The following is a 14,391-nucleotide window of genomic DNA, read 5'->3' as shown; positions in this document are numbered from 1 at the left end:
GGAAACTCCTTCCGGGGGCTATGCTCTGTTCGCGAATCCGTCGATGATCGGACCACAGTTTCCGCTCGAATGCACAAGGAGTCTCGATGAAGCGCAGCCTGACCCTGTTGGCCGTGGTCATTGCCGTGGCCGCTGGCACTGGTTACTGGTACGTGCAAGGCAAGCTGCCACAGCGCGAAGGCGAAGTGGCCATGGCCGGGCTGCAGGCGCCGGTCAGCGTGCGCTACGACGCCCGTGGCGTGCCCCATCTGCAAGCGCAGAGCGAGGCGGACTTGTACCGCGCCCTGGGCTACGTGCATGCCCAGGACCGATTGTTCCAGATGGAGATCATGCGCCGCCTGGCCCGTGGCGAACTGGCCGAAGTGCTGGGCGACAAGCTGCTGCCCACCGATACGCTGTTCCGCAGCTTGCGCATCCGTGAACAGGCCGCACTCATGGCCCAGCGCCAGGACCACCAGTCACCCTCCTGGCGGGCCTTGCAGGCCTACCTCGATGGCGTCAACGCCTGGCAGGCCAGCCACCCCAAACCGATGGAGTTCGACCTGATCGGCATCACGCCACGGCCGTTCACTGCCGAGGACACCCTCAGCATCGCCGGCTATCTGGCCTACAGCTTCGCCGCCGCTTTTCGCACTGAACCGGCCCTGACCTACATCCGTGATCAACTCGGTCCGCAATACCTGAAGATCTTCGACCTCGACTGGCGGCCACAGGGTGCCCTCGGCACGCCACTGGCAGCGGTCGACTGGCAAAGCCTCGAAGCCGTGGCCCGCGCCAGCCACGAGGCGCTGGTCGAAGCCGGCATCCCGCAGTTCGAAGGCAGCAATGCCTGGGCCGTTTCCGGCAGCCGCACCCGCAGCGGCAAACCCTTGCTGGCCGGCGATCCGCACATCAGTTTTGCCGTGCCCGCCGTCTGGTACGAGGCCGAACTTTCGGCGCCCGGCTTCAACCTGTACGGCTACTTCCAGGCGCTGAACCCGTTTGCGATGCTGGGTCACAACCGTGATTTCGGCTGGAGCCTGACCATGTTCCAGAACGATGACGTCGACCTGATCGCGGAAAAGGCCAACCCCGCCAACGCCGACCAGGTAATGATCAACGGCCAGTGGCAAACGCTGGAAAAGACCGAGCAGCAGATTGCAGTCAAAGGCGAGCAACCGGTCACCATCAACCTGCGCCGCTCACCCCACGGGCCCATCGTCAACGAGGTCCTCGGCGCTACGGCAGGGGCCACGCCGATTGCCATGTGGTGGGCGTTCCTCGAAACCGAGAACCCGATCCTCGAAGGCTTCTACCAGCTCAACCGCGCCGACACCCTGGTCAAGATGCGCGAGGCGGCTGCCAAGGTGCAGGCGCCGGGGCTGAACTTCGTCTGGGCCAATGCCCGTGGCGATATCGGCTGGTGGGCGGCGGCGAAACTGCCGATTCGCCCGGACGGTGTGAACCCGGCGTTCATCCTCGACGGCGCCAGCAGCCAGGCCGACAAACCCGGCTTCTACCCGTTCAGCGTCAACCCGCAACAGGAGAACCCGGCCAGCGGCTACATCGTCTCGGCCAACTACCAGCCACCGGCCGTGGTGCCGATACCCGGTTACTACAACCTACCCGACCGCGGTCGCCAGCTCGATCGCCAGCTGGCCAACCCGGAAGTGAAATGGGACACGCAGAACAGCCAGAGCCTGCAGCTCGATACGGCCAGCGATTACGGCCCGCGTACCTTGGCGCCCCTGTTGGCGACTCTGCGCCAGGTCGCCCAGGGTGACGAGGAAAAGGAACTGGTCGAGCAGCTTGCCGCCTGGCGCGGTGACTATCCGCTGGATTCCACCAGCGCGACGTTATTCAACCAGTTCCTCTACGACCTGGCCTATGCCGCGTTGCATGACGAACTGGGCGACACCTGGTTCCCGGTGCTGCTCAGTACCCGCACCATCGATGCCGCGCTGCCGCGCCTGGCTGCCGATGCCGATTCGCCCTGGTGGAACACCCGCGGCACCAACCAGCGCACTGACCGCAGCGCCATCGTGCGCATGGCCTGGCAGAAGAGCCTTGCCCACCTGCGTGACACCCTCGGCAAGGACCCGGCCAGCTGGCAATGGGGCAAGGCCCATACCCTGACCCACAACCATCCGCTGGGCTCGAAAAAACCGCTGAACCTGCTGTTCAATGTCGGCCCGTTTGCCGCCCCCGGCACCCACGAGGTGCCGAACAACCTGTCGGCGAAGATCGGCCCGGCGCCGTGGCCGGTGACCTACGGGCCTTCGACCCGGCGGCTGATCGATTTCGCCGATGCCGGGCAGGCGCTGAGCGTCAACCCGGTCGGGCAGAGCGGGGTATTGTTCGACAAGCACTACGCAGACCAGGCCGAGGGGTATGTCGAAGGGAAGTACCAGCGGGCGCAGATGGGCGTGATCCCAGCACAAAGCACCCTCAGGCTGGTGCCATGACATCCAGGTGCAACTGCTCTGGCACGCCATTTCGAATACCCTGAAGCATCTCTTGCCGAGACCTATTCCATGCAAAAACACTTCATCGAAATCGACGGCGCACGCATGAGCTATGTCGACCAGGGCCAGGGCTTCCCGGTGCTGCTCGGCCACAGCTACCTGTGGTCGGCCCAGATGTGGCAGCCGCAGATCGAGGCGCTGTCTGAACACTTCCGCGTCATCGTCCCCGAGCTCTGGGGCCACGGCGACTCCGATGCGCCGCCCGCTACCACCACCGACATGAGCGCCCTGGCCCGCCAGCACCTGGAACTGCTGGACGCGCTGGACATCCACCAGTGCCACCTGGTCGGCTTGTCGGTCGGCGGCATGTGGGGCGCGCAGCTGGCCATCGAACACCCCGAGCGGATCGACCGCCTGGTGCTGATGGATACCTACCTCGGCGCCGAGCCAGAGGCGACCCGGCTGAAGTACTTCGGTTTGCTGGATGCGGCGAGTGCGGCGGGCTTGTTCCCAGAGCCACTGCTGGACATCGTCGTGCCGATCTTCTTCCATGCCGGCGGGCAGACCGTGCCCACAGTGCGCGACAGCTTCCGGGCGGCGTTGAAGGCGAGCAGTGCCGAGGTAATTCGCAACGGCCTCGACCCGATGGGGCGGATAATCTTCGGGCGGCCCGACTTGCTGGCGCGGCTGGGTGAACTGAAGGGTGACAAGACCATTGTGATCTGTGGTGACCAGGACATTCCGCGGCCGCCTGAAGAGTCCAACGAAATGGCGCGGATCATTGGTTGCCTGGCGGCGCAGATTCCGTTTGCGGGGCATATCTCCAGCCTGGAGAACCCGCGAGTGGTGAATGAGTTCTTGTTGAACTGGCTGCCGCGCAAGGCCTGATATTGCTGGGGCCGCTCTGCGGCCCATCGCCGGCAGCCAGCGATGGGCTGCAAAGCAGCCCCAATGGCCGGATCAACCCTGCCACTTGCCGCCTTCGACGATCACGCTCTCCGGCTTGGTGTCATCGCTCAGCTCCTTGCGCACATACTGGTCATACAGCTTCAGCAGGAACTTCTCCTCCCCCAGCTTGGCCAGCTCGGCATTCACCCAGTCGCGCAGTTCGGTATTGCCCTTCTTCACCGCTGGCGCAATCGGCGCCTCCTCACCCAGCAACTGCGGCAATACACGGTAGCCCGGGTTCTGCTTGGCCCAGCTGAACAGGATCAGGTTGTCCTGGGCATAGGCATCGCCACGGCCATTGGCCAGCGCTTGCAACGACTCACTGTTCTTCTCGAACTTGAGCAGCTTCCAGTCCGGATGGTTTTTGGTCAGCCAGATATCAGCTGTGGTACCGGTGGTGACGATGATGGTCTTGTCCGCCAGGTCATCGAGCTTCTGCACCGGGCTGCCATCGGCAACGATAGCCTGCACGGCCACGCGCAGGTTGGGGTTGGTGAAGTCCACCGCCTCCTTGCGCTCCGGGGTCACGGTCATGTTGGCGAGAATCAGGTCGACCTTGTCACTTTGCAGGAACGGAATACGGCTGGCCGGCTCGACGGCGACAAACTCCACCTTGTTCTCGTCGCCCAGCAGGTCTTTGGCCAGGCGCCGGCCGATGTCGGTGTCGAAGCCGACGTAACGGCCGCTCGCGTCGACGAAGCCGAACGGCGGCTTGTCGGTGAACACGCCGACGATCAGCTTGTCGCGGGCCTTGATGGTTTCCAGGTAGCTGGTGGCCGGCGAGGCAGCGGCCGGTTTGGGCGGTTCCTCGGCTTTGTTGCAGCCGGCCAGCAGGGCCAGGCCGAACAACGGCGCCAGCAGTTTGGTAAGCGGGGCAGTTTTCATGACAGTTCCTTTTGCGTTGTCTTCGGCAGGCTTTCGACAAAGGAGAATTTGTCCAGGAACTGCTGCGCGCGTGCGGTCCGCGGTTGGCTGAAGAAGCTCTCGGGGTCGCTCTGTTCAAGGATCCTGCCGGCCTCCATGAACACGATTCGGTCGGCCACCGCGCGAGCGAAGGCCATTTCGTGGGTAACGATGAGCAGGGTCATGCCGTCGCGGGCCAGGCCCTGAATCACTTGCAGCACCTCCTTGACCATTTCCGGGTCAAGCGCTGCGGTGACTTCATCGAACAGCATCACCTGCGGGTTCATGCACAGCGAACGGACGATGGCGATGCGCTGCTGCTGGCCACCGGACAATTGCCGTGGGTAGGCGTCACGCTTGTCCAGCAGGCCGACCCGCGCCAGTAGCGCTTCGGCCTGGGCCTGGGCTTCGGCGCGTTCACGCTTCTGCACCTTGAGCGGGCCGAGCAGCAGGTTGTCCATCACGCTCATGTGGCCGAACAGGTGATAGCTCTGGAACACCATGCCCACCCGCTGGCGCACTTGGCGCCAGTCGGTATCCACGCTCAACAGTTCCTTGCCCTCCAGGCGCAGGTGCCCGCTGTGTGCCTGTTCCAGGCCATTGAGGCAACGCAGCAAAGTGCTCTTGCCGCAGCCGCTGGGGCCGAGGATCACCACCACTTCGCCGGTACGGACCTTGAGGTCGACGTTATCCAGCACCTGGTGTGCGCCGAAATACTTGTTGAAACCCTGGAATTCGATCAGTGCAGTCATGAGTGAGCCCAGCGGCGCTCCAGCACGCGCGAGGCGGCGGACAGCGGGTAGCAGACGATAAAGAAGAACAGGAACAGCACGGCGTAGATCAGCAGCGATTCGTAGGTGCGCTCGATGATCTGCTGGCCGGCCTTGATCACTTCAACCACGCCGATCAGCACCGCCAGCGAGCTGGTCTTGATGATCCGCGTGTAGATGTTGATGGTCGGCGGAGTCATGCGTTTCAGGGCCTGGGGCAGCAGCACATGGCCGTACAGCTGGCCAGTAGAAAGCCCGATCGACAGCCCCGCCTCACGTTGCCCACGCGGCAGCGATTGCAACGCCCCACGCACCACCTCGCCGACCTCGCTCGCTCCCCACAGGCCCAGCACCAGTACTGCGCACCAGAAGCTGGGAATGCTCAGGGCGAAGAAGATCGGCAAGCCAAAGAACACCAGGTACAGCCAGACCAGCACCGGAATCGCCCGGAACAGCTCCAGGTACACCTGCAAGGCGATGTTCAACAGCCGGTTGCCCAGCGTCGCCAGGGTGCCGTACAGCACGCCGCCAAGCGTTGCCAAGACAATCCCCAGTGCCGAGATGGCCAGCGTCTGCGCCGCCCCCTTGGCCAGCAGTGGCAATGACGTCAGCAGCAGTTCAGTTGCCGAACTGGCCATGTTGCAGCCTCCTTTCCAGGTAGCGCAGCAGCAGCGACAGCGGCAGGAACAACAGCACGCAAAGCAGCGTCAGTACCGCGAGCATCTCGTAGGTCTTGTAGTACAGGGCGATGTAGCTCTTGGTGGTGTAGAGGATTTCCGGCACCGCCACGGCCGAGACCACGGTGGTTTCCTTGAGCAGGAAGATGAAGTTGGCGAACAGTGCCGGCAGGCTGAGGATGCCGGCCTGGGGCAGGATCACATGGCGCAGCAACTGGCCTTCCGAAAGCCCGATGGAACGGCCCGACTCCAGCTGCGCACGCGGCACGGCCTCGACACCGGCACGCAGCACCTCGGTGAGGTAGGCACCGCCCATGAAGGTCATGGTGATGATCGCCGCGGCAAAACCGGAGATCTTCACACCCAGGCTGGGCAAGGCGAAGTAGATGAAGAACAGCTGGATCAGCAGCGGGGTGTTGCGTGCGAGTTCCACATAGCCTTTGACCAGGTGCCGCAGGTAAGGCGTGCGCAGTACCAGGATCGCGGCGTTGAGCAGCGCCACCAGCAGCGAGGTGGCGATGGCGATCAGCCCGACCTGCAAGGTCACGCCGACAGCCTTGAAGAATGCTGGCAATGTGCCGAGAATGAAAGCGGTGTCGAAGGTCATGGAGTTAGCCTCGACACCCGGTTTGCAGAGTACGACATAGGAAAGTCTGAACGATGCGCCAGGCGCGATCAGTAGACTCTAAAGGTATAAAAAGCTTTCTCTAAATACCTTTATTGCATATTGATATCACTGGCTGGGCTATCGAAACTTTTCTGCATGACGCCTCTCAAACAGCTTCAGACCGTGACTTGCAAGGCCATCACCCACAAGGACGATAACGATGAATAGCCCCTGCTCGCCTGACTCGAACGAACAATTGCTGTGGCTGCTGGCACTGCGCCGGGCGCTGGGCAACCCGCGCTGATCGGCTGCCAGCCACACACAAAAACGCCGACGCAAATGCGTCGGCGTTTTCACATCACCCAGCGCGAATCAGAACGCAGGCAGTACCGCACCCTGGTACTTCTTGGCGATGAATTCCTTCACCTCAGGGCTGGTCAGCGCCTTGGCCAGCTTCTGGATGGCCTCGCTGTTCTTGTTGTCCGGGCGGGCTACCAGGAAGTTCACATATGGCGAGTCGCTGCCTTCGATCACCAGCGCATCCTTGGCCGGGTTCAGGCCGGCTTCCAGGGCGTAGTTGGTGTTGATCATGTCCAGGTCGACCTGGTCCAGCACGCGCGGCAGCATGGCCGACTCAAGCTCGCGGAACTTCAGCTTCTTCGGGTTCTCGGCGATGTCTTTCGGGGTCGCCAGGGCGTTCTTCGGGTCTTTCAGGGTGATCAGGCCAGCCTTCTGCAGCAGCAGCAGGGCGCGGCCGCTGTTGCTGCCCTCGTTCGGGATGGCAACGCTGGCGCCTTCTTTCAGTTCGCTCAGGCTCTTGACCTTCTTCGAGTAGCCACCGAACGGTTCGACGTGCACGCCGATCACGGTTTCCAGGTGGGTGCCCTTGCCTTCGTTGAAGTTCTGCAGGTACGGCAGGGTCTGGAAGTAGTTGGCGTCCAGGCGCTTCTGGTCAACCTGCACGTTCGGCTGTACGTAGTCGGTGAAGACCTTGATCTGCAGGTCCACACCTTCCTTGGCCAGGGTCGGCTTGATCAGCTCGAGGATCTCGGCGTGCGGCACCGGGGTCGCGGCAACCACCAGTTTCTCGGCGGCGGATGCCAGGCCAGCGAACGACAGGGCGGCGGCCAGGGCAGTGGTCAGCAGGGTCTTCTTCATGGTGTTCCTTGTTCTGGTTCTGGGCCATCGGGGATGGCGAAGTCGGGTGCCCAACCGTTTCACCGGCGGGCGTGAGGCGGACGATACCGAGATTTTTTATTCCGTAACAATACCTTTTAATTAGCTGCTTATTCCAAAAACAAACTGCCACCATCCTGTTTGCTTATTAGCTCGTCTAGCGCGCGGGGTTTGGCAGGTCGAGGTCCTCCGGCAACAGTTCGTCCCCGTCATTCACCAACAGCGCGAAGTGGATCACGTTCTCCAGTTCGCGGGTGTTGCCTGGCCAGGCATGCGCTTCCAGCACCTGCTGCGCGGCCTCGCTGATCAACGCCAGCGGGCGCTGCAGGCGCACGCTGTAGATGCCCACGAAATATTCGGCCAGCGGCAGGATATCGCCCGGGCGCTCGCGCAGCGGCGGCAGCTCCAGCGCGCCCTCGCGCAGGTACTGGTACAGGCGCTCGTTGAAACGCCCGGCCTTCACCACCCGCGCCAGGTCGATGCTGGTCGCAGCCACCAGGCGTACGTCCACTGGCTGTGGTTGCTGCGCGCCGACACGGGTGACCTCACGGTTTTCCAGTGCCGCCAGCAGCTTGCCCTGGATCGCCAACGGCAAGTCGGCGATCTCGTCCAGGTACAAAGTGCCGCCATTGGCCGAGCCGAACCAGCCGGCGCGGCTGCTGGCCGTACCGCCCTGGCTGCCGGCGCTATAGCCGAACAACTCGGCGTCGGCATAGGTCGGGCTGATGGCCGCGCAGTTGACCGAGACGAACAGGCCGGGGCGGTCACTGGCGCGGTGGATCTGCCGTGCCAGCAGTTCCTTGCCGGTACCGGTCTCGCCGCGGATCAGCACCGGTACCGGTTGCGGCGCCAATTGCTCCAGGGCCTGGCGCAACTGCTGCGAGCGCGGGTCGATGAACACCAGCGCCTTGGCACGGATGCTCAGGGGGCTCTTGTCCAGTTCAGGGAAGGTCAGCAGTGGCTGGCCGAACGGGTTTTGAAAAGTCATGACGAACTCCCGCCCCAGGCCATCTGTGGCCGGGCGTCAGGCAAACGGTGAACGGTCGGGGCCGATCAGGCGCGGCGCAATGCGCGCTGCTCGACCCGGCTTTGCAGGCGATACAGGTAGGCGAAGCCTTGTTCCCAGCGCTCGTGGCCAGACTTCACGTTGATGTGCCCGGCATTGCTCAGCAGGCCTGCCTCGGCGCCCCAGGCCTGGGCCAGGTACAAGGCACGCGGCACGCTCACTGCCGGATCGTTGTCGGAGCTGACCACCTGGCTGGGGAACGGCAGCGCCTGCAGCGGGATCGGCGCGAAGTTGCGCAGGGCCGGCGCGCAGGTGGGCCGCTCGACATCTGCCGGGGCCACCAGCAAGGCACCGCGCACCCGGCGCAGCAGGGCCGGGCTGGCTTGTGCAGCCCAGTGGGCAACGGTGACGCAGCCCAGGCTGTGCGCGATGAGAATCACCGGCGAGCGTTCGGCGGCAATCGCCTGCTCCAGCGCCTGCACCCAGTCACGGCGCTGTGGGGTGAGCCAGTCCTGCTGCTCGACCCGGGCGCTGTTGGGCAGCGTGCGCTGCCAGTGACTCTGCCAATGGTTGTCTGGCGATCCTTGCCAGCCCGGCACAATCAGGTAACGAATCGACTCATTGCGCATGGGGACGCCTCCAGTAAGTTTGCGTGCTTGGTGATCAGTATAGGGAGGCAGTTATATTCGTAAAGGAATAAGAAGCTATTTATTAATAACCAAAAACCACAGACAGATGACAGGCAAAAAAAAGGGCCAACCCCTGCCAAGAGATATGGCCCATAAAGCCTTGCCTGAAGAGGGTTGCTAGTCAGCGTGCCGTAATGACCGCCAGTTTGCTGATCCCGGCGCGCTCGATCGCGGCCATGGCCCGCGCCACTTCGCCATAATTCACGCCGTCGTCGGCCTGCAACTGCACACGCACGTCGGCGTCCTTGTCCTTGGCTGCCTTGAGGTTGGTTTCCAATAGCTCCGGCTGGATCTCGTCCTTGTTGATGAACAGCTTGCCGCCACCGTCGATGCTCACCACCAGCGGGTCCTTCTGCTCCACCGGGGCCACGGCCTCGGTCTTGGGCAGGTTGATCGGGATGGCATTGGTCAGCAGCGGCGCGGTGACGATGAACACCACCAGCAGCACCAGCATGACGTCCACCAGCGGCGTGACGTTGATTTCACTGAGGACTTCGTCGCTGTCCTGGGTCGAAAAGGCCATGTCAGGACGCCTCCTTCACTGGCTGAGTGAAACCGCCCTGGGCCTTGTGCACAGCCGGGTGCACCAGCACGCGGAAGGCACTCTTCTGCGCCAGGCTGTAGAAGTCGTGGGCGAAGTCATCGAGGTCGGCCGCGGTCAGCTTGAGGCGACGCAGGAAGTAGTTGTAGACCAGCACCGCTGGCACGGCGACAGCGATACCTACACCGGTGGCGACCAGCGCCGCGCCGATCGGCCCGGCCACGGTTTCCAGGCTGGCGGAACCGGCCGCGCTGATGCCCTTGAGCGCTTCCATGATGCCCCACACGGTGCCGAACAGGCCGATGAAGGGCGAGGTGCTGCCGATACTGGCGACCACTGCCAGGCCGGTTTCCAGCGACCGGCGTTCACGTACGATCTGCTGACGCAGGGCGCGCTCGAGGCGGTCCTGATGGTTGATGGCATGGCTCAGGTCACTGGCGTGGGTGTCACCGACCGCAATTGCGGCATAACCGGACTGGGCCACGCGGGCGGCCGGGCCAGGCAGCTCGTGGCTGATTTCCGCTGCCGAGTCGAGGCTCGATGCAGCCCAGAATTGCTGGTGGAAGCGCTTGTCCTGATTCTTCAGCCGCACGAACTGCGCGAGCTTGACCAGGGCCAGGCCCCAGGTGGCAACGGAAAAACCGACCAGCAGCCAGATGACTGCGCTTTCAACGGATTCGAGGGGGGATGCCAGCAGGCTCATGATGATGTCTTCCTGTGTTCTGCGAAAAGTTAGCGAAGCTTGAAATCGATCGGCACGCTGACCCAGCCGGCCTGGGCCACGTCGCCCTGCTTGGCGGGGACGAAGCTCCAGCGCTTGACCGCAGCCAGTGCGGCGGCGTCGAGGGCATCGCGGCCGCTGCTCTGCTGGATCTGGATCTGCCCCGGCTTACCGCTGGGCAGTACCTCGACGCGCAGCAGCACGGTGCCTTCCCAACCACGGCGCAGGGCCATTTGCGGGTACTCCGGCGCCGGGTTCTTCAGGTACGCGGCGTTGGCCGATGGCGGCGTGACCGGTGCCGGGGCGGGTGGCGCAGGCGGCGCCGGGGCCGCAACCGGAGCAGGCGGCGGCGCCTCGACCGGCTTGGGCTGTGGCTTGGGCGGTTGCTTGGCGACCGGCTTGGGCACGGGTTTAGGCTTGGGCTTGGCGGCCAGTTCGTCGATCACCGGTGGCGGCGGCTCGACTACCGGCGGTGCAGGCGCAGGGGGTGGCGGTTGCACCACCGGCGGCGCGGGCGCGGCAAACTCGATGGTCATCGGCGGAATCTGTGGCGGCACCACGGGCAGCGCGGGCGTGGGCGCCTGGCTGACCCAGTAGGCGGCGGCGCCATGCAGGGCCAGCACCAGCAGGCCCAGTGCCAGCTTGTCACGGCGCTTGAGGCCGCTGACCGGGGTGCGTTGCAGGCGCAGCTGGCCCAGTGGCAGGCGAAGCGTCCGTCCAAGCTCGACCAGGTCACCCGGGCTTGGGCGCCATGGCTGGTCGTAGGCCCTGACGGCCGACTGGACATTACCCATTGATCAAACTCCTGGGGGTTCTTGATTCAGGTGTGTGGCTGAATCATCGGGGGCAGGGGCTTATCTCTGAAAGTAATGTTTAAAATTAAAGTTAGAGCTGTTTGGAATATTAGTTTTACCGGTTTGGCTCTAGGCCGCGGGTTTCGCGGGGTCTGGGTTTGCGGCGAGCAGGCGATGCTTTACGGGCATATGAAATATTCGTGCAAGGCATCAGATTGCCGCGAGGGCTGCGCCCTCGATCGCGGGTAAACCCGCTCCTACAGGGGCCGCGTCAAGCTTGAGGCAATAAAAAACCCGGGAGCAGGCCCGGGTTCTCATCACTCACAGCGGCTTAGATATCCGCCACCTTCTGCCACACCTTCGGCCGGAAGAACAGTGTCTCCCCGCGCGCCAGCCCGGTCAGGCTGTCGTGGTCCTTGACCACCTCGGCCTCGATCAGCTCGCTCTGCCCTTCCACCTTCAAGGTCACTCGGGTAGTGGCGCCCAACGGGCGGATGTCGCGCACTTCGGCAGCATGGTGGCCCTCGGTCTCATGCCGCGACAACGATACCTCGTGCGGGCGGAACAGTACGTGGTGCCCTTCGCTCAAGGCCAGGCGGTTGGAATCGCCGAGGAAGTGGTAGACGAAATCGTTGGCCGGCTTCTCGTATACCTCGCCCGGCGAGCCGATCTGCTCGATCACGCCCTTGTTCATCACCACGATGCGGTCTGCCACTTCCATGGCCTCTTCCTGGTCATGGGTGACGAACACCGAGGTCAGGTTGATGTCCTCGTGCAGCCGCGCCAGCCAGCGGCGCAGCTCCTTGCGCACCTTGGCGTCGAGCGCACCGAACGGCTCGTCCAGCAGCAGCACCTTGGGCTCCACCGCCAGTGCGCGGGCCAGGGCGATACGCTGGCGCTGGCCACCGGACAGCTGCTCGGGGTAGCGGTCGGACAGCCAGTCGAGCTGCACCATGTTCAGCAGTTCATGGACCTTCTCGGCAATCTTGCTTTCGCTCGGGCGCTCGCCCTTGGGCTTCATGCGCAGGCCGAAGGCGACGTTGTCGAACACGCTCATGTGGCGGAACAGCGCGTAGTGCTGGAACACGAAGCCGACATTGCGATCACGCACGTCATGGCCGGACACATCCTCGCCATGGAACACGATGTTGCCCTGGTCCGGGGTTTCCAGGCCGGCAATGATGCGCAGCAGGGTGGTCTTGCCGCAGCCGGACGGGCCAAGCAGGGCCACCAATTCGCCGCTGTTGATGTCCAGGTTGATAGTGTTCAGGGCCTGGAAGCTGTTGAAGCGCTTGCTGACGTTACGAACTTCGATCGACATGAATCATTCCTCCGCGGCGCTTTGGCGCAGGCGGTTAATACGGTTCTCGCTCCACTGCTTGAGCAGCAGGATGAAGAGCGCCAGGATCAGCAACAGGCTGGCCACGCTGAAGGCCGCGACGTGGTTGTACTCGTTGTAGAGGATCTCCACGTGCAGCGGCAAGGTGTTGGTCACGCCACGGATATGGCCGGACACCACCGACACCGCGCCAAACTCGCCCATGGCCCGCGCGGTGCACAGCACCACGCCGTAGATCAGGCCCCATTTGATGTTCGGCAGGGTCACGTGCCAGAACATCTGCCAGCCGTTGGCGCCGAGCAGGCGTGCGGCCTCCTCCTCTTGCGTACCCTGCTCCTGCATCAGCGGGATCAGCTCGCGGGCGACGAACGGCACGGTGACGAAGATGGTCGCCAGGACGATGCCCGGCAAGGCGAACACGATCTGGATGTCGTGGTCCTGCAGCCAGGGGCCGAACAGGCCTTGCGCACCGAACATCAGCACGTAGACCAGGCCGGCGATCACCGGCGACACCGAGAACGGCAGGTCGATCAACGTCACCAGGATACTCTTGCCGCGAAAGCTGTACTTGCTCACGCACCAGGCGGCGCTGACACCGAACACCAGGTTCAGCGGCACCGAAATGACCACGGCGAACAAGGTGAGCTTGAGCGCCGACAGGGCATCCGGCTCGAAGATCGCCTCGAAGAAGGTGCCGAAGCCGTTCTTCAGCGCCTGCGACACCACGATCACCAGCGGCAGCAGCAGGAACAGCGCGAACACCAGCCAGCCGAGGCCGATCAGAACGCGCCGCGAGGTGGCGCTGCCACGCCGGGCGGCGTTGGCAGCGGCGCTTGCACTCAGGGTTGAACTGGACATGCGGCCTCCTTCAAGGGGTTTCGATGCGGCGCTGCAGCAGGTTGATCAGCAGCAGCAGGATGAAGGAAACCACCAGCATCAACACGCCGATGGCAGTGGCGCCGGTGTAGTCATACTGGTCGAGCTTGACCATGATCAGCAACGGCAGAATTTCGGTCTTCATCGGCATGTTGCCGGCAATGAAAATCACCGAACCGTACTCGCCAACGCCACGGGCGAAGGCCAGGGCGAAACCGGTCAGCCAGGCGGGCAGCAGCGCTGGTGCGAGGATGTGGCGGAACACCTGCAACGGCTTCGCGCCCAGGCATGCCGCGGCCTCTTCGACTTCACGCGGGATGTCGGCCAGCACCGGTTGCACCGTACGCACCACGAACGGCAGGGTGACGAAGGTCAGCGCCAGGGTGATGCCCAGCGGCGTGTAGGCAATCTTGAAACCGAGGTCGCTGGCGAACTGGCCGACCCAGCCCGCAGGCGCGTACAGGGCGGTCAGGGCAATACCGGCAACGGCAGTAGGCAGGGCGAACGGCAGGTCGATCATCGCGTCGATGATCTTGCGCCCGGGGAACGTATAGCGCACCAGCACCCAGGCCAGCAGGGTACCGATCACACCATTGATGATGGCGGCGAACAGGGCGGTGCCGAAACTCAACTGTAGCGCGGCGATTACCCGCGGCGCACTGATGACGTTCCAGAACTGCTCCCAGGTGAGCTGCGCGGCATGCACGAACATGGCGGCCAGCGGTATCAGCACGATCAGGCTGAGGTACACCAAGGTGTAGCCCAGCGTCAGCCCGAAGCCGGGTATGACGGGGGAAATGCGACGTGACATAAATATCCCTGGTTGAACGCACGAAGCCCGGAAACAATTCCGGGCCGGTGCAGGCTTCTGAATCCTGGGGCTGCTGCGCAGCCCTTTCG

15 protein-coding genes are annotated in these 14,391 nt (G+C 63.6%); 2 read left to right on the top strand and 13 right to left on the bottom strand.

What is annotated here, in order from left to right; all coding sequences use genetic code 11:
* The first annotated feature begins 86 nt into the window (after positions 1-86).
* Positions 87-2,444 carry a penicillin acylase family protein gene (locus tag ABE528_RS07320; protein ID WP_346652556.1) on the top strand — a complete coding sequence of 786 codons (2,358 nt, stop codon included), beginning with the start codon at positions 87-89 and terminating at the stop codon, positions 2,442-2,444.
* 69 nt (positions 2,445-2,513) lie between these two features.
* Positions 2,514-3,332, top strand: coding sequence for an alpha/beta hydrolase (locus ABE528_RS07315; protein ID WP_346652555.1), 819 nt, complete (start codon positions 2,514-2,516; stop codon positions 3,330-3,332).
* Between the two features lie 72 nt (positions 3,333-3,404).
* Here the strand turns inward: ABE528_RS07315 and ABE528_RS07310 are convergent, their stop codons facing one another.
* The 13 genes from ABE528_RS07310 to cysT form a co-directional block, all read right to left on the bottom strand.
* Positions 3,405-4,277 carry a transporter substrate-binding domain-containing protein gene (locus tag ABE528_RS07310; RefSeq protein WP_197894474.1) on the bottom strand — a complete coding sequence of 291 codons (873 nt, stop codon included), beginning with the start codon at positions 4,275-4,277 and terminating at the stop codon, positions 3,405-3,407.
* Entirely contained in the window at positions 4,274-5,047 is a 774-nt protein-coding gene (locus tag ABE528_RS07305; protein ID WP_152955485.1) for an amino acid ABC transporter ATP-binding protein, read from the bottom strand. The genes ABE528_RS07310 and ABE528_RS07305 overlap by 4 nt, the downstream gene beginning before the upstream one ends.
* Positions 5,044-5,703, bottom strand: a complete 660-nt coding sequence (locus ABE528_RS07300) for an amino acid ABC transporter permease (protein WP_346652554.1) — start codon at positions 5,701-5,703, stop codon at positions 5,044-5,046. The genes ABE528_RS07305 and ABE528_RS07300 overlap by 4 nt, the downstream gene beginning before the upstream one ends.
* Positions 5,684-6,349 (bottom strand): amino acid ABC transporter permease, encoded by a 666-nt coding sequence (locus tag ABE528_RS07295; RefSeq protein WP_152955483.1) that lies wholly within the window; start codon positions 6,347-6,349, stop codon positions 5,684-5,686. The genes ABE528_RS07300 and ABE528_RS07295 overlap by 20 nt, the downstream gene beginning before the upstream one ends.
* Before the next feature lie 372 nt (positions 6,350-6,721).
* Positions 6,722-7,507, bottom strand: coding sequence for a MetQ/NlpA family ABC transporter substrate-binding protein (locus ABE528_RS07290; protein ID WP_054885481.1), 786 nt, complete (start codon positions 7,505-7,507; stop codon positions 6,722-6,724).
* Between the two features lie 175 nt (positions 7,508-7,682).
* Positions 7,683-8,513, bottom strand: coding sequence for a sigma 54-interacting transcriptional regulator (locus ABE528_RS07285; RefSeq protein WP_346652553.1), 831 nt, complete (start codon positions 8,511-8,513; stop codon positions 7,683-7,685).
* 65 nt (positions 8,514-8,578) lie between these two features.
* Positions 8,579-9,160, bottom strand: coding sequence for an alpha/beta hydrolase (locus tag ABE528_RS07280; protein ID WP_152955481.1), 582 nt, complete (start codon positions 9,158-9,160; stop codon positions 8,579-8,581).
* Positions 9,161-9,341: 181 nt separating this feature from the next.
* Positions 9,342-9,743 (bottom strand): biopolymer transporter ExbD, encoded by a 402-nt coding sequence (locus ABE528_RS07275; RefSeq protein ID WP_079230116.1) that lies wholly within the window; start codon positions 9,741-9,743, stop codon positions 9,342-9,344.
* Between the two features lies 1 nt (position 9,744).
* A complete protein-coding gene (locus ABE528_RS07270) occupies positions 9,745-10,464 on the bottom strand; it encodes a MotA/TolQ/ExbB proton channel family protein (RefSeq protein ID WP_346652552.1) in 720 nt (239 codons plus the stop codon).
* A 29-nt stretch (positions 10,465-10,493) separates the two neighbouring features.
* Positions 10,494-11,276, bottom strand: coding sequence for an energy transducer TonB (locus tag ABE528_RS07265; protein WP_346652551.1), 783 nt, complete (start codon positions 11,274-11,276; stop codon positions 10,494-10,496).
* 331 nt (positions 11,277-11,607) lie between these two features.
* On the bottom strand, positions 11,608-12,597 hold the full coding sequence (locus ABE528_RS07260; protein ID WP_152955479.1) for a sulfate ABC transporter ATP-binding protein: 990 nt from the start codon (positions 12,595-12,597) through the stop codon (positions 11,608-11,610).
* A 3-nt stretch (positions 12,598-12,600) separates the two neighbouring features.
* Positions 12,601-13,473, bottom strand: a complete 873-nt coding sequence (cysW, locus tag ABE528_RS07255) for a sulfate ABC transporter permease subunit CysW (protein ID WP_152955478.1) — start codon at positions 13,471-13,473, stop codon at positions 12,601-12,603.
* A gap of 10 nt (positions 13,474-13,483) precedes the next feature.
* Entirely contained in the window at positions 13,484-14,302 is an 819-nt protein-coding gene (gene cysT, locus ABE528_RS07250) for a sulfate ABC transporter permease subunit CysT (RefSeq protein WP_152955477.1), read from the bottom strand.
* Between the last annotated feature and the right edge of the window lie 89 nt (positions 14,303-14,391).

The sequence above is a fragment of the Pseudomonas sp. TWI628 genome, assembly GCF_039673865.1.
Lineage (GTDB): Bacteria > Pseudomonadota > Gammaproteobacteria > Pseudomonadales > Pseudomonadaceae > Aquipseudomonas.
Note: the sequence above shows the minus strand (reverse complement) of the source record. Positions and strands in the feature narration are given on the sequence as shown.